Origin of the sequence: Vibrio sp., from assembly GCF_047973365.1 — a bacterium.
In the GTDB taxonomy this organism is placed as follows: Bacteria; Pseudomonadota; Gammaproteobacteria; order Enterobacterales; family Vibrionaceae; genus Vibrio.
Window position 1 is genome coordinate 1 of sequence record NZ_JBKEBW010000040.1, and the last position, 14207, is coordinate 14207.

At 45.5% G+C, this 14207-nt stretch carries 22 protein-coding genes and 1 other RNA gene; all 23 read left to right on the forward strand.

The features are described from left to right. Positions 1 to 170 precede the first annotated feature (170 nt). The 23 genes from ACK5MF_RS06075 (at position 171) to ACK5MF_RS06185 (ending at position 13964) form a co-directional block, all read left to right on the forward strand. On the forward strand, positions 171 to 389 hold the full coding sequence (locus ACK5MF_RS06075) for a hypothetical protein (RefSeq protein WP_416920356.1): 219 nt from the start codon (positions 171 to 173) through the stop codon (positions 387 to 389). After that, an RNA gene (locus ACK5MF_RS06080) (hammerhead ribozyme type II) lies at positions 388 to 461 on the forward strand. The genes ACK5MF_RS06075 and ACK5MF_RS06080 overlap by 2 nt, the downstream gene beginning before the upstream one ends. Before the next feature lie 9 nt (positions 462 to 470). Then, on the forward strand, positions 471 to 995 hold the full coding sequence (locus ACK5MF_RS06085; protein WP_416920359.1) for a gp16 family protein: 525 nt from the start codon (positions 471 to 473) through the stop codon (positions 993 to 995). A 147-nt stretch (positions 996 to 1142) separates the two neighbouring features. Beyond that, positions 1143 to 1535: a Mor transcription activator family protein gene (locus ACK5MF_RS06090; protein ID WP_416920361.1), complete on the forward strand. Its 393-nt coding sequence runs from the start codon at positions 1143 to 1145 to the stop codon at positions 1533 to 1535. 12 nt (positions 1536 to 1547) lie between these two features. Further along, positions 1548 to 2390, forward strand: coding sequence for a hypothetical protein (locus ACK5MF_RS06095; protein WP_416920363.1), 843 nt, complete (start codon positions 1548 to 1550; stop codon positions 2388 to 2390). Positions 2391 to 2470: 80 nt separating this feature from the next. Further along, the gene (locus ACK5MF_RS06100; protein WP_416920365.1) at positions 2471 to 3019 is read left to right on the forward strand and encodes a glycoside hydrolase family 108 protein; all 549 of its coding nucleotides are present in this window, start codon (positions 2471 to 2473) and stop codon (positions 3017 to 3019) included. After that, entirely contained in the window at positions 3016 to 3378 is a 363-nt protein-coding gene (locus tag ACK5MF_RS06105; RefSeq protein WP_416920367.1) for a hypothetical protein, read from the forward strand. The genes ACK5MF_RS06100 and ACK5MF_RS06105 overlap by 4 nt, the downstream gene beginning before the upstream one ends. Then, positions 3365 to 3613, forward strand: coding sequence for a DUF2644 domain-containing protein (locus ACK5MF_RS06110; protein ID WP_416920369.1), 249 nt, complete (start codon positions 3365 to 3367; stop codon positions 3611 to 3613). Before ACK5MF_RS06105 ends, ACK5MF_RS06110 begins: the two co-directional genes overlap by 14 nt. Next, positions 3610 to 3870 carry a DUF2681 domain-containing protein gene (locus tag ACK5MF_RS06115; protein ID WP_416920371.1) on the forward strand — a complete coding sequence of 87 codons (261 nt, stop codon included), beginning with the start codon at positions 3610 to 3612 and terminating at the stop codon, positions 3868 to 3870. Before ACK5MF_RS06110 ends, ACK5MF_RS06115 begins: the two co-directional genes overlap by 4 nt. A 135-nt stretch (positions 3871 to 4005) precedes the next feature. Further along, positions 4006 to 4233: a TraR/DksA C4-type zinc finger protein gene (locus tag ACK5MF_RS06120; RefSeq protein ID WP_416920373.1), complete on the forward strand. Its 228-nt coding sequence runs from the start codon at positions 4006 to 4008 to the stop codon at positions 4231 to 4233. Then, positions 4230 to 4544 (forward strand): DUF2730 family protein, encoded by a 315-nt coding sequence (locus ACK5MF_RS06125; RefSeq protein WP_416920375.1) that lies wholly within the window; start codon positions 4230 to 4232, stop codon positions 4542 to 4544. Before ACK5MF_RS06120 ends, ACK5MF_RS06125 begins: the two co-directional genes overlap by 4 nt. 2 nt (positions 4545 to 4546) lie before the next feature. Beyond that, positions 4547 to 4837 carry an ArsR family transcriptional regulator gene (locus ACK5MF_RS06130; RefSeq protein ID WP_416920377.1) on the forward strand — a complete coding sequence of 97 codons (291 nt, stop codon included), beginning with the start codon at positions 4547 to 4549 and terminating at the stop codon, positions 4835 to 4837. A gap of 8 nt (positions 4838 to 4845) precedes the next feature. Then, positions 4846 to 5016, forward strand: a complete 171-nt coding sequence (locus ACK5MF_RS06135; protein ID WP_416920378.1) for a hypothetical protein — start codon at positions 4846 to 4848, stop codon at positions 5014 to 5016. A 12-nt stretch (positions 5017 to 5028) separates the two neighbouring features. Continuing rightward, positions 5029 to 5613 (forward strand): DUF3486 family protein, encoded by a 585-nt coding sequence (locus tag ACK5MF_RS06140; protein ID WP_416920380.1) that lies wholly within the window; start codon positions 5029 to 5031, stop codon positions 5611 to 5613. Between the two features lie 25 nt (positions 5614 to 5638). Then, positions 5639 to 7246 carry a terminase large subunit domain-containing protein gene (locus ACK5MF_RS06145; protein WP_416920382.1) on the forward strand — a complete coding sequence of 536 codons (1608 nt, stop codon included), beginning with the start codon at positions 5639 to 5641 and terminating at the stop codon, positions 7244 to 7246. Beyond that, complete coding sequence (locus ACK5MF_RS06150) at positions 7243 to 8832, forward strand: DUF935 domain-containing protein (protein WP_416920384.1); 1590 nt, start codon at positions 7243 to 7245, stop codon at positions 8830 to 8832. Before ACK5MF_RS06145 ends, ACK5MF_RS06150 begins: the two co-directional genes overlap by 4 nt. Beyond that, positions 8825 to 9619: a phage minor head protein gene (locus tag ACK5MF_RS06155; protein WP_416920386.1), complete on the forward strand. Its 795-nt coding sequence runs from the start codon at positions 8825 to 8827 to the stop codon at positions 9617 to 9619. Before ACK5MF_RS06150 ends, ACK5MF_RS06155 begins: the two co-directional genes overlap by 8 nt. Positions 9620 to 9757: 138 nt before the next feature. Continuing rightward, positions 9758 to 10441, forward strand: a complete 684-nt coding sequence (locus ACK5MF_RS06160) for a hypothetical protein (protein ID WP_416920388.1) — start codon at positions 9758 to 9760, stop codon at positions 10439 to 10441. A gap of 141 nt (positions 10442 to 10582) precedes the next feature. Beyond that, a complete protein-coding gene (locus ACK5MF_RS06165) occupies positions 10583 to 11551 on the forward strand; it encodes a phage protease (RefSeq protein ID WP_416920390.1) in 969 nt (322 codons plus the stop codon). After that, a complete protein-coding gene (locus ACK5MF_RS06170; RefSeq protein ID WP_416920392.1) occupies positions 11551 to 12450 on the forward strand; it encodes a Mu-like prophage major head subunit gpT family protein in 900 nt (299 codons plus the stop codon). Before ACK5MF_RS06165 ends, ACK5MF_RS06170 begins: the two co-directional genes overlap by 1 nt. A 102-nt stretch (positions 12451 to 12552) precedes the next feature. Continuing rightward, on the forward strand, positions 12553 to 13242 hold the full coding sequence (locus ACK5MF_RS06175; protein ID WP_416920394.1) for a hypothetical protein: 690 nt from the start codon (positions 12553 to 12555) through the stop codon (positions 13240 to 13242). Between the two features lie 30 nt (positions 13243 to 13272). Further along, positions 13273 to 13707 carry a gp436 family protein gene (locus tag ACK5MF_RS06180; protein ID WP_416920396.1) on the forward strand — a complete coding sequence of 145 codons (435 nt, stop codon included), beginning with the start codon at positions 13273 to 13275 and terminating at the stop codon, positions 13705 to 13707. After that, positions 13707 to 13964 carry a hypothetical protein gene (locus tag ACK5MF_RS06185; protein ID WP_416920398.1) on the forward strand — a complete coding sequence of 86 codons (258 nt, stop codon included), beginning with the start codon at positions 13707 to 13709 and terminating at the stop codon, positions 13962 to 13964. The genes ACK5MF_RS06180 and ACK5MF_RS06185 overlap by 1 nt, the downstream gene beginning before the upstream one ends. The last annotated feature ends 243 nt before the right edge of the window (positions 13965 to 14207 follow it).

Sequence of the window (14207 nt, forward strand, 5' to 3'; positions counted from 1 at the left end):
CCACGCTCACCAAGGCAAAGCGGAAGCAGTACAAACCACCAAGCCTGATGATAGCCAGTGGTATATCGAGCAAGCTAATCGCATGGTGAAAATGGGCATCGACCCACTTGGCGAGAACAGCACGATTGCCAACAAACTTAAAGAAATGAACTGGAAACGGGAGAGTGAAAATGGATAACCCTTCAAGCTTATTTAATAAAAATTGGAATGGTTCTTTCGATGAGCTTTATGCGAAAAGAAAACCCATGATGTTAGAAGAAATGACACCAGAAGAAGAACTTAAGTTCGCGTCAGAGTGTATTTCCATTATTCAGCTTTATGCACAACAAAAAGCAGTAAAAGTACGACCTGAAATTTTTCAAGTCATTGCAAAAATCACAGAACAATAAGCGAAACAAGCAAGGCGTAATGTCTTGCTTGTCTGTCTAGCGTGGTGGCTAGGTACTGATGAGCAGCCCAAGGAGATTGATATGTCAGCAATGCTAAAAATGGTGCAGATTGGTAAGCGCCAGTTGAACCTAGATGATGACGTTTACCGTGACATGCTAGAGCAAATCACAGGCCAGCGAAGCAGCAAAGGCTTGAGTGATGCCAAGCTAAAACAAGTGGTCGATTGGATGAAAACCAAAGGCTTCAAAGTGAAGCGCAAGCCACGCCCAAGAGCGGAAGAAGTCACGGTTATTCGAGCTATTTGGATCACCATGCACCAACAAGGTTTTGTGCGTAATCCCAAAGACCTAGCAATAGACGCCTACTGCAAACGCATGACCCAACAGATTAACGGCAAAGGCGTAGAACGCACGAACTGGATGAATCAAGAACAAGCGGCTTATGTGTTAGAGGCGTTAAAACGTTGGCATGTGCGCTTAATGGATGAAGCCTGTATTGCGAACGGCTGGCGTAAGTGCCGAAATGAATACGGGAACTTACCAAGTCATGCCGTAATGAGCGCGCATTACGAAATAGAACAACGAAAACATAACCCTATCGACTAACCAAAACGCCCAATACAACGGGCGTTTTTTTATTGCCTGACTTTCCTTATTATTTCCCATTCTGGAACATCTATACGATTTCGGTTGACGCGTTTTTAACCACCGCTAACAATTCCCATATTAAGTGGGAATAAGCGAGGTTAAAAAATGTCAGAGCAAAATCTTGATATGCTGGGCTTTGATGATGTATCGATTGAAGCCATCAAAGACCTAGACACCGAAGACTGCCGATGGCCTGAAGCGATGCGTCAGATGTACGATATTTTAAAACACGAACTGGTACAGGCTGGCGTGAGTGACGAACTGGCGATTCATCAACTCAGCAGTATTTGCAAAGCCTTTGGCGGCATGCAGTTTTACCTGCCACGCGGTAACCAATTGGCAAACGAGATTAAACACTTGCACATTTGGAACGAGTTTACAGGCAACAATGTTACTGAGTTATCTCGTAAATATGATGTGAGTATGCAACACATTTACCGAGTTATTGCTAAGATGCGTAACCGTGAAGTGAAAAAACGACAACATGATTTGTTTTAAGGAAGAAATGTAATGAAGTTAAAGTTTCTACTATTAGCAGCATCCTTTTTTGGAATTTTATTTTCAGCAAACGCTGCTGATTTTAGTTTAACGATGAAAGCGGATGATAAACCATACACAGAAACAATTAAGGATGCTGCTGCAACCTTATCTCAATTGTGTCCGAGCATAAAAGGTAATGATGTTTCTTCAATAGAAGCGGACTATCAATCATCTAATCTAGGCTATAAATCTGAAAAATATGATTGGTCTTTTGATGTCGAGTTAAAAGTTACTATGAATAGCGGTTTTGTACATTGGTACTATATTGGTGGGCAAAAACCAGATTCTTTAACAGGATTTATCATTCAAGGAAAGCAAGAATCTTTGGATTTTTGTGGTATCAAATCTGTCATGAATGGTCATACATATTTAGATGTTAGCTATGAAGACGAGCCAAAAGAAGAAATAAAACAAACTCAGTTTGGTGACTGGTTTGAGAGTCCTGACTTTCCTGGTTCATATATGAGCTTCGATATTGTAGGCCAAGTATTGACGGCAATGGTTAAGCCTAAAGCTGATGGTACGTTAAATTTTGGGATCTACTTTCTTTACGATGGGTGTTATGTCGATGAAGATTATTCCAAACCATTTGGGCAAATATTAGTTTTAGGTCAACCGCAAGACTTTAGATTGCAGTGCCTAGGGAAGAAAAAATCCATCATATACGCAAGTAATCCTGATGTAACTCAAGGCATTGTTGATACTCTTCTAGATAATGGAAATGTGTGTATGACTCCAGAAGGTGCAGGCACAAATAAAATGTGTTTTTCTGGTACAGGTCTTAAAGAGATTAAAGCTTTACAGAAGAAATAAACAACAACCAACGTTAATCCGCTTACCCACTTAATAAAAAGCACAATCGAGTAAACAACTTACTCGGCGGTGCTTTTTTTATGTCTCAAGATTTTCCATTTAATACTCGTGATTACTCGCTCTCTTTCTGCCATGCGTTAATGTTCGTGTTAGAAAAAGAAGGCGGCCTAACAGCGGATGGCGGCTATGTTGATGACCCGAACGATAACGGTGGCGAGACTAAATTCGGCATTAGTCAGCGTGCCTTTCCTCACCTTACGATCAGTGACCTCACCATTGATGATGCGGCCAATATTTATTACCAGCATTACTACCTTGAAGCTCAGTGTGAAAACTTACCGGTTCCGGTTGCGTTAGCCGTCTTTGATGCTGCTGTGCAACACGGCGTTCGTGCCGCCATTAAGATGTTGCAAGAAGTCGCTGGTGTGGTGGCTGATGGTATTTACGGTCCTAAAACCCATGAAGCGGTTTACGCCAAAGATGATGAATACCTACTTTCTGCATATCACCTGCGCCGCTCTCGATTCTATGCCCGCATTGTGAAAAAGAACCCAAGCCAGGCACGCTTTATTGAGGGCTGGCACAACCGCCTAAGTGATTGCTTAGAAGCGGCTTGGGAGTTGGTGTGATGTCTTTTTACAAACTCAACCCTGATCTTAAAAACACCAAAGCGTTTGAGCGATTCAAAGACGGTCGTAAAGTACGTTTTAAATGCGAGTTAAACGACCTTCAAAACGGCATTGAACCGCGTTTACACCAAGCGCCGTTGTACAGCCATAACGCGACCTGGCAATCACAATTTCGTCGTGGCTTTGAAAGTGTCACCGCTAATGATTTAGCCCAGTACCGCTACCGCTATGCACAAAAGCACCAACCTAAAGCCATTAAACCAAGCGTCAATATAGGCGCAGTGTCATCAACGAAGCATCCACATATTGAGCGGGTGTTAAAACAACATTCAACAAGGAACGACCATGTCTGCAACTAAACCAAGCGCATTGAAAGAACTCATTTCCAACGACGACAATCGAACCAGTACGACTAGCACTTTGCATGTGCTTGGGTTCTTCGTTCTCTCGGCCGTGCTTTTGTATTCGGTGTATTTAGACCGCAGCTACGTGCCGGAACTGTTCACCACCTTAGCCATTTTTAGTGGTGGCGCAGTTGTGACCAAGGGCGCTGTTTCTGCTTACAAATCCAAAGTGACCAAGGTGGGCTCATGAGTTTTTCAATCATGACATATTTGATTGCGGGTGCTGCCGCTGCCTTTGTTTTCCTGTTCTGGCTAATGAACTACTACAAGGCTAAATCCAAACGCCTTGCTGGGCAGCTAGAGCAAGCGAACTTGATGAACGCTCAACTGAAAACGGAGATAAAGCATGTGCAAATTAAGCAAAAAATTGAAGCTGATAATGCTCAGCTTAGCGCTAGTGAGCTTGATGAGCGGATGCACCAAAAGGGTTATTTCCGTAACGAGTAGCGGCTGCACCAGTTTTGGGTTGATCTATGCCAGCCCACAAGACACCACGGACACTAAGCGTCAGGTGTTAAACCATAATCAAACATACGAGGCCATTTGCCCTACAAAGCCTCTGAATAAAAAAGAGAGTGACGAATGACGGACATCATCGACCGAGCCGCCAAATTAGAACAAAAGCACCGTGATGCTGCTATCGCCAGAGCGCGCCAAGTCGCTGATCGAACGCCACAAACCTTTGATGGTGACACTATTGTGTGTGCCTGTTGTGGCATGCCGATTCCATTAAAACGATTGGCACTTAACCCTCATGCGACTTTGTGTGTGGAATGTAAAAGCCAACTAGAAACACGGGAGAGACGATGAAAGAAATGCAGGATGTTATGGATTTACTGCGCACTATTTGGCAGGTCATGGCTCCGTTTGTGAGCGTATTTATTGCATTAGCTCTGCTCAGCTTACGCAAGGTCTTTGTCTCGCAAGTGCAGTTTGATGAGCTGAAATTAAGCCATCAAGAGTTAAAGAATCATGTCGGCGGTTTACCCACACAAAATGAAGTGAACCGACTGCGTGTTGAAATGGAAGTAACCCGTGGCGAAATCAAAGAATTACGGGCGGCATTAAAGCCAGTTGATCACCTTACCAAGCTGTTGCTTGAAAAAGAAATGAAGGAATAGTCATGAGCATGCATGAAGTTTTACAGCAAGACCGTCGGCTGGTGATGCTGCGGGTACTCAATGAGTCGCCAGCGTACACCGCTAATGAATCGATTCTTGATTCCTCACTCGATGCGTACGGCCATCGTATTAGTCGGGATCTTGTGTTGTCTGAAATGTACTGGCTGCAAGAGCAAGGCTTAATCACTTGCAAGGATATGTCTGGCACCTTAGTCGCCACTATTACCCAGCGTGGTGTTGATGTTGCCGAAGGTCAAGCACAGCACCCAGGTGTGAAGCGTCCGCGCCCATAGGAGTTTATATGTTTGAAATTCTTCTGATGATCTACTTCTTAGTGGCCTTACGCTGGACGGTTTATCGCTACTTTGAAAAACAAGAGCCGATTATTCGCCCTTGGTTAAAGTTTGTGTGGACGTATTTAAGTCGCGGTTGGTATCGGTTGTTAGATCGCTTGCATCGTTCTTTTCAATAATGAGGCCAGCTTATGACTCATAAAAAGAACCGCCTCAGCAAAATTGATAAGTTGCCGGAAGATATTAAGTCGCAACTCAACATGCTACTGCGCGAAGGCCAAATGACGCAGGAAGAAATTCGCAGCCAGATTAATGAGCTGATTGAAAAGGAAGGCTTGCTTGCCGAAGAACGTGGCGATGACGAATACATCAAACGCAACGCATTAAGCCGCTACAGCCAGCAGTTTCACAAAGGCATGGAAAACTACAAACGCGCCCAGGCAATGACCAAACAATGGGTACAACAGTTTGGTGAAATGCCGCAGACGGATATTTCTCGATCCTTAATTGAGATTGGCAAGTCGCAAATATTCGATTTTCAAATGGCCGCGCTTGAAGCCGATAAAACCATCGACCCGAAAACCATGGGCCAAATGGCGTTGGCAATTAAACGCCTACAAGAAGCGCAAACAGGTAGCGTGAAACTGGAAGCGGAAATTCGCAAGCAAGCCTTGGAAGATGCGGCTGAGAAAACCGAAGCCGTTGCCAAGAAAGCGGGCCTCACTGCCGACACCGTGAAGATGCTCAAATCCGAGATTCTAGGCATTCACCGTTGAGATATTTAACATTGGGGATCGAATAATGGCCGAAGCCGTGACATTGCCACCTGTCAATAAAACCACTGAGGGCATCCTTGTCAAATTTGATAAGGATGAGCTTTTACTTGGCTATCAAAAGCGTTGGATCGCCGATGACTCGGTACTCAAGATCGCCGAGAAGTCACGCCGAACAGGTCTAACTTTTGCTGAAGCGGCAGACTCTGCCATTAGCGCAGGTACGGCCAAAGGCGAAGGTGGCAACAATGTGTTTTACGTTGGCTCCAACAAAGAGATGGCGCGAGAGTTCATTGATGCAGTGGCGTTGTGGGCCAAGATATTTGATAAAGCCGCAGGTGAAGTGCAAGAAGATGTCTTGAACGATGAAGACAAAGACATCTTAACCTTTGTGATCTACTTTGAATCTGGTTTTAAAGTTCAGGCGCTATCCAGTAACCCCTCTAACCTGCGTGGTATGCAAGGCACGGTAATCATTGATGAAGCCGCCTTCCATGAACGCTTAGCCGAAGTATTAAAAGCGGCGCTTGCTTTGACGATGTGGGGGTCGAAAGTTCGACTTATCTCTACCCACAACGGTGTCGAAAACCTATTCAACCAACTCATTCAAGACAGCCGAGCAGGCAAAAAACGCTATTCCATCCATACCATCACGCTGGATGATGCTTGTGCTGAAGGGTTATATCAGCGTATTTGTCAGGTCACGAAACAAGAATGGTCGCCTGAAAAAGAAGAACAATGGAAAGCCAACTTACTCAAAGACACCGCGACAGAAGAAGACGCACTGGAAGAATATTACTGTGTGCCGAAATCGGGTGGCGGTGCTTATATTCCACGTTCAATGCGAGAGCGAGCGGCAAGGCTTGATGCACCAGTGTTACGCTTTACTGGCTCTGATGCGTTTAACCAGGCTGGTGAAGGTGCACGCATGCGAGAGATGCAAGAATGGTTAGTCGAGCATGCTGGCCCAGTATTAAAAACCTTGCCTAAGAACTTGCGCCACGCACTTGGTGAAGACTTTGCCCGTAGTGGTGACTTAACGGTATTTGCGCCCATCACGATCAATGATGACACCAAGCGTAAAGTACCGTTCCTAGTCGAGCTGAAAAACGTGCCGTTCAAACAACAAGAGCAAGCGCTGTATTATCTTTGTGATCGCCTGCCTCGTCGTGATGGCATCTTTCTCGATGCGCGTGGTAACGGCCAGTACCTAGCTGAACAAGCGCACTACAAATACGGCGAAGAAGTGGTTGAGGTCATGCTGTCTACCGCTTACTACCGTGAGAACATGCCGAAGTTCAAAGCCGCGTTTGAAGACGATGAAATCGAGCTGCCAAAACATGAAGATGTGATCACCGACCTTGGGCAAATCAAAATGATTCGTGGTGTGCCTGGCATTGATGATTCACGCACCAAAGGCAGCGATGGCAATAAGCGTCACGGTGATAGCGCTGTGGCGATTTTCTTGGCGTTCTTAGCCTCCAAAGCAGACCTAACTCGTTACGAGCTGCATACCATTTCCCCTAAAGGTGACGAAACTCACCGCCGATTCTTTGGCAGTGCCGAAGAAAACAACCGACACGATGACGCATTCGGTGACCGTACCGACCTGCGTGGTAAAGGAATTCGATTATGATTGTTGATGCCAATGGCAAGCCATTTAAAGTTGAGCAAGAAGTCTTGTCTGAAGACATTGCTCGTGCCTACACAACCAGTGTGCGTAACCCACGCCCAAGCAGTGTGGCAAGTACATTAACGCCACAACGCTTAGGCACCTTAATGCGTGCGGTGGTTGATGGTACAGATCTTGAAGCCTTCATGACGCTGGCCGAAGAAATGGAAGAGCGTGATTTGCATTACGCCGCCCAGCTGCGCACACGTAAGCTGGCCGTTGCGGCCATTCCTCCCAATGTTGAAGCCGCGAGTGAAGACAAGCACGATGTGGACTTGGCCGAGAAAGTTCGCGACATGATGAACGATGACCAAATCCCAGAGCTGTTCTTTGATTTGCTTGATGGCTTGGGCAAAGGATTGTCTGTAGTGCAAATTTTGTGGAATACCAAAGGCTCACCTTGGCAACCAAAAGATTATAAGTGGGTCGATCCTCGTTATTTACGCTCTGACCAAGACACACTAGAAGACATCCTTCTTATTAGTAATGACTATCCAATGGGTGCGCCATTAGAGCCATATAAGTTTATTGTTCACACGCCTCGTTCTAAATCGGGCAGCGTATGGCGCAACGGCCTAGCGCGTTTAGTCGCGGTGATGTACATGCTGAAATCGTTCACGGTGCGAGATTGGTGGGCCTTTGCGGAAGTGTTTGGCATTCCGGTGCGTGTGGGTAAGTACGGCCCGAACGCGAGTAAAGATGACATTACCACGCTGGTGAATGCGGTGAGTCGAATTGCCAGTGATGCGGGTGCGGTGATTCCTGAGTCGATGAAGCTAGAGCTGATTGAGACAGCCAAAGGCAACGGTGGCAATACCTTATTTGAAAACATGGCACGTTGGTGTGATGAACAAACCAGTAAGGCGGTACTCGGCCAAACCATGACCGCCGATGATGGCAGCTCACAATCGCAAGCCAACGTACATAATGAAGTGCGTATGGATATTGCGAAATGGGATGCTCGCCAGTTGGAAGCCTGTATCAATGAATACCTGGTTAAGCCTTACATTATTTTGAATTGGGGCGTGCAAGCTCGCTACCCGAAAGTGCGCATTAAAGTGCCAGAGCCAGAAGATTTGAAAGTACTCGTGGATAGCATCACACCTCTGATTGATCGAGGTATGAAAGTTTCCGCCTCTAGTCTGCGCGAAAAATTTGGTTTACCTGAACCGGAAGATGATGACGAACTGTTAGTGTCAACCTCCACCATTACAATGAATGCTGCCCCACCAACCGCATTAAACCATAGCGAGAAAAATGCGGATATTGAGTTAGGCCGCAATAAGCAGCGTGTTTCGATTAACCGTGTGACGCAAACGTCTGATCAAATCATTGACGAACTGACTGACGATGCGATGGACGATTGGGAAGAAGTCGCGGAAGACTTCATGAACCCGATCATGCAACTGGCCGATAGCGTAAACAGCTATGATGAGTTCTTGGCTAAGCTGCCGGAACTGCAAGACCAATTAGGTGCAGAGAACTTTGTCGAACAAATGGCGAAGTACCTATTCGAGACTCGCGCATTAGGAGACGTTCGTGATGCCTAGTGATTCAGCCAAGTATGATTTCGTACCAACGGATGTGCTCAACTGGTTTAAAAAGAAAGGTATTGAACCTAGCTTTGACTACAAGGATGTGTGGAAGCAAGAGCACACCAATGCCTTTACGGTTGCCAAGATGCTCAATGCCGATTTGTTGGTGGATGTGAAAGCCCTGGTGGAAGACGCCATTGAACAAGGCCAAACCTTTGCCCAGTTCCGCGACATCTTAAAACCTTTGTTGGTTAAGTCTGGTTGGTGGGGAATTCAAGAAATGGATGACCCACTCACCAAAGAAACCAAGATAGCACAGCTTGGTAGCGAAGGCCGAATCAAAACCATTTATCGTACCAACATGCGTACCGCTCGCGCCGCTGGTCAGTGGGAACGCATTGAACGCACTAAGCGAGCCATGCCGTATTTGTTGTATCAGCTTGGCCCTTCTGTGGAACACCGCGTTGATCACGTTAAGTGGAAAGACTTGCTGTTACCAGTGGACGATCAATGGTGGCAACAACACATGCCGCCCAATGGTTGGGGCTGTAAATGCTGGATTCGCCAGGTATCAAAATATGAATATGGCAAACTGACTGAAAGTGGCAAAGTTTCAACGGTTGCGCCACAAGGCAAAACCAAGCAATGGGTAAACAAACGTACGGGTGAAGTGGAAACCCTACCGGAAGGCATTGAACCAGGATGGAACTACAACCCAGGTCAAGCACGTGAACAAGCCATGCAAGCCGACTTAAATAAAAAAGAGGCTCGAATGCGTGAGACGTATTCTAAGCCGCTTTAATGGAATTTAGGCTACAAAGTTACCCGTGAAATTGTTTAAACGTTTCTGGTACGATTTAAACGGGGTTTAAACATGGTTATAAGTGTTTGTTAGCGGTAGAATTTCGTTTTCACAGAATGAACGATAGAAGGCGGAGTTATGTTATCGAGTGTTTATGTAAAGGAAGTGCCAGAGTTAACGCTTATCACATCCACGGATTGGATCGCGATTGGTAGCATGATTGTGACTGTCATCATTGTAGTGGCGGCGGCCTGGTTTCAAGTTTATCAGGCTAAGGAAGTAGCTAAACAGACCAGGCAACAGCTGGAAGCAGAGCAAGATTTAAGGCGTAGACAGTTTATTGCGCAGAGTCGAAGAGAATGGATTGAAACGCTACGTAATGAAGTGTCTGAGTTTCTATCTACTGCATCTGAATACCACACTTATATTATAGGGACATATCACAATACTTATCATTCACCTATACAAGAAAGGCAAAGAGATTTTATTTTAAACTCCGTGGCACTAAGCAATAAACTACTCAATATAAGGGAGCGTATTGAGCTGCTTTTGAATCCCAAACCAAATGATAAAAAAATAAAAGGTAAGGTATCCATAACGGAATTAAATCTCGATGTTGAATTAACGTATGCATTAAATAAAGTATTAAAGCAGCTATCAGATATACGTGAGATTGTTGAAAATGAATCAAATGTTGATGTTTTATTGGAGCCTATTGCTGATATGAATAAAACATACATAGATTTACTTGATGCGGTGAAAGCATATGCAAAAGTTATTTTGAAGAATGAATGGGAACGAGTAAAACGCCTCGAAGACTGAATCCAACCAAGCCCCTTTAAATTAAGGCAACCGACGTTAATCCATGTCGGTTGCTTTTTTGCATGCTTACTTCACACCAGATGTTTCATACCAACCCAGCACAAGGAGGTTGTTATGTGATCTTCAATTTTGGAGTGAGTAATGAATCAAGCTTTAACCGCATTATGTTTTTCCTTACAGCCTACCTCGGTTGCAAAGAACGCAACGGAACAAGGTGTTTGGCTACCGATGATCCCTGCTGGAACATTTGCAGGTGTCGATAGCCGCTCCTGGACAAACAACAACCCTGAGCAAGTCATTGCCCGCTTTACGCAAAAGCGCCCATTCGATATTGAACACTCAACCCATATCAAAGCCCCTAAAGGTGAGCCAGCTCCAGCTTATGGTTGGATTACCAAAGCCGAAAACCGTGATGGTGTGATTTGGGGCTTTATCGAGTGGAACGATGATGGCGCTCAACTGATTGCGGAGAAGAAATACGCTTTCTACTCGCCTTCCTTTACGTACGACAAGAACGGCCAAGTGCTGGCGCTTGTGAGTGCGGCTTTAACTAATGACCCCAACCTTGATGTCCCTGCATTAAACAACCGAATGGAGAACGCCAATATGCCGTTGCCAAAAATCGTTTTGGATGCGCTTGGCCTTGCCGAAGATGCAACACCAGAACAAGCCGAAGTGGCTATCAATACGCTTAAACAAGACAAAGAAGTTGCACTTAACCGTGCTTCTACAGTGGACTTGAATAAGTACATTCCAAAAGCCACGCATGAGCTTGCACTTAACCGTGCTGAAACAGCTGAGACTAAGCTTGCAGCTATCCACGATAAAGAGCTAGAGACGTTAGTCGATGATGCGATTGAAGCCGGCAAGATCGCACCTGCCAACAAAGACATGTATGTATCGCTATGTCGTTCTGAAGGTGGTGCCGAACAGTTCAAATCGTTTATTGCCTCTGCCCCTGCGGTGGTTGATAGCAAAGAAAAACAAAAACCAGACCTTGCGACTAACAGCAAGCTGGATGAACACGAAATTGCAATGTGTCGCAAGTTGGGTACGTCTGAAGAAGAATACCTTGCGGCCAAAGCCCTTATGAATAAAGGAGCAAAATAATGGCGACTGAAGCACAAGTACTTGAAGCACTTCAAGTCAATATGTCTGCGGCGTTTACCCGTGGTTTACAAGCGGCAAAACCGCAATGGTCTATGGTAGCGACGAAAGTACCTAGCTCGGGTGCGGCAAACTTTTACGGTTGGCTAAAAGACTTACCAGGCATTAAAGAATGGGTTGGTGATCGTCAGCTGGCTGACATGGGTCGTCACGGCTATTCAATTGAAAACAAAACATGGGAAAGCTCGATCTCTGTTGCTCGTGAAGATGTCGATGATGACCAAATCGGTCACTACTCCGTTATCGCACAGAACTATGGTGATCAAGTTGCCATCTTCCCTGATGAATTGTCTTACGGCTTATTGGTCGCTGGTTTCACAACACTTTGTTATGACGGACAGAACTACTTTGATACCGACCACCCAATTGAATCAGACCCTGCCACAACGTTCTCGAATGTGATTGGTGATCCAACCACAGATATTGGCGAACCGTGGTTCTTGATTGATGACACCAAGGTGCTCAAACCTATCGTGTATCAAGAGCGTCGCCCGTTCGTGTTTAAAAACATGCAGCCAAATGAAGAATACACCTGGTTCAACAATCGCTATGCCGCTGGTGTCGATGGACGTTGTAATGTTGGCTTCTCATTCCCTCAATTAGCAATTGGCTCTAAAGGCGTGTTGGATGAAGACACTTATGCCGCAGCCAAAGAGCTATTAGGCACCATGAAGAAAGCCGATGGCACACCAATTGGTACTCGCGCAACCAAGATTGTGGTTGGCCCGAAAAATGAATCGGCAGCGAAAAAGCTATTGGCTCGCATGTTGGTAGAAGGTGGTGATTCCAACATCTACTACAACGATGTAGAGATTGTTGTGAGCCCATACATCACCGCGTAATAAACGTAAACGCCTATCAGGTGCAAACCGATAACGGGCTGGCGGTATTCAGTTACCGCCACGTTTAAAGTCACTTTAACCTCGATTTAAAAGGAGTTCACCGTGAGTGGAACCGCTAAAAAAACAGGTACGCCAACTGCAAAACAGACGGCAGCAGAGAAGGCTAAAGAAGCAGCTGCAAAAGCTGATGAGCAGACAACGAATGCCAACAGCCCCGAGCAACCTACCACTGGAACTACTGAGCAACCAGTGGAACAAGCTCAGCCCACTGACCAAGCGCAAGCCGAACAGGAAGCGTTAGCAGAAGAAGCCAAGCTAAAAGCCGATGCTGAGGCAAAAGCGAAAGCTGAACAAGAAGCTAAAGCCAAGGCCGAAGCAGAAGCCAAAGCGAAAGAAGAAGCTGAAGCTCAGGCTAAAGCAAACGCAGAAGCTTTGGCAAAAGCCCAAAAACAAATGAAGGAACTCGACGATGTTTCGAAACAAGCAAAAGATGATGAGCCACTTCTCAGCACTGATGGTGATCCTATTGGTGTGCTTGGTGCCCTTAAAGTTCGCTCTGTCTCAGATGCTGGCTTTTGGCGCAGTGGCGTTAAATTTCACCGCTTACAAGAAACATTGGTGCTTGTGGTGGATGGAGAACCGCAAGGTCAGCCTGCGGCAGTGGATGTTAAAAACTTCCCACCTGAGTTTGTGGTGTTCATGTCTACTGAAAAGGCAAAACGCGTCCACGATGAGCCTCGCTTAGTGGTTGAAACTGTCGAACTTAAAGATGTAATCGACATTCAAGACTAGCCATTAATAGACAAGAGCTAAGGAAAAACGATGGCAATCTACGCAACGAAACAAGACTTAATGGATCGCGATGAGCAAATGCTTTGGAATTTTGCCATTGATCGCAATACCAACGAGCTAAATGACACATGGATTAACCAAGCCTTAGATCAAGCCGATGAAGAAATCGATTCTTTTCTAGCGCGTCGCTTTGAGCTGCCACTGCCCACTGTGCCAGGTATGTTGAATAAGATTGCCATCACCATTGCTTTCTACTGGCTGGCAGACCGTGACCAGCAAGCCACCAATTTGTTGGAAGAACGCTACAAGATGCAGTTGTCGACATTGAGAGCTATTGCTGATGGGAAACGAGAACTAGGGTTACCAGTCTTTAACCCGCCATCTGAAAGTAGTGTTGGCAAAGTGGTTACAGTACAAGATAACGAACGCCTATTTACCCGCAACAAACTTAGAGATGTCTTGTAATGGGTATCTCGATTGACGTCAGCGGAACGGAGGAACTGAGACGCTATGAAGAGCTGCTTGAACGCTTGGCGGATCCGTCTCATAAGTTTGAGTTACTTGAATCCCTCGGTAGTGTTGTCGAAAGCCAGACCCGAAGACGAATTGCTGATGAAAAAGAATCCCCTAGTGGTGTGTCTTGGCCTGATTGGTCATCGGATTACGCCAAAACGCGCCATGGAAATCAGTCCTTGCTACAAGGCAATGGAGATTTGCTGTAGCGCGCGGAAATCAAAAAAAACAACGCAACTAATAATAAAAAAGAAGCTGTTAGGCTCCTTTTTGTTATTTTAATTTGCGAGTAGGCTGTATTTACGTGGCTTACTTGATAATAGAAACCTTGCAGCTATTTGAGTCGTACTCCACTGTACCTGTAAAATCTTCATCAACACGAACAGAGCAGCCTTTTTGTGTCCTATCTGTACCGATAAGCATGTCATGTTCATCATCTGTTATATGTACAG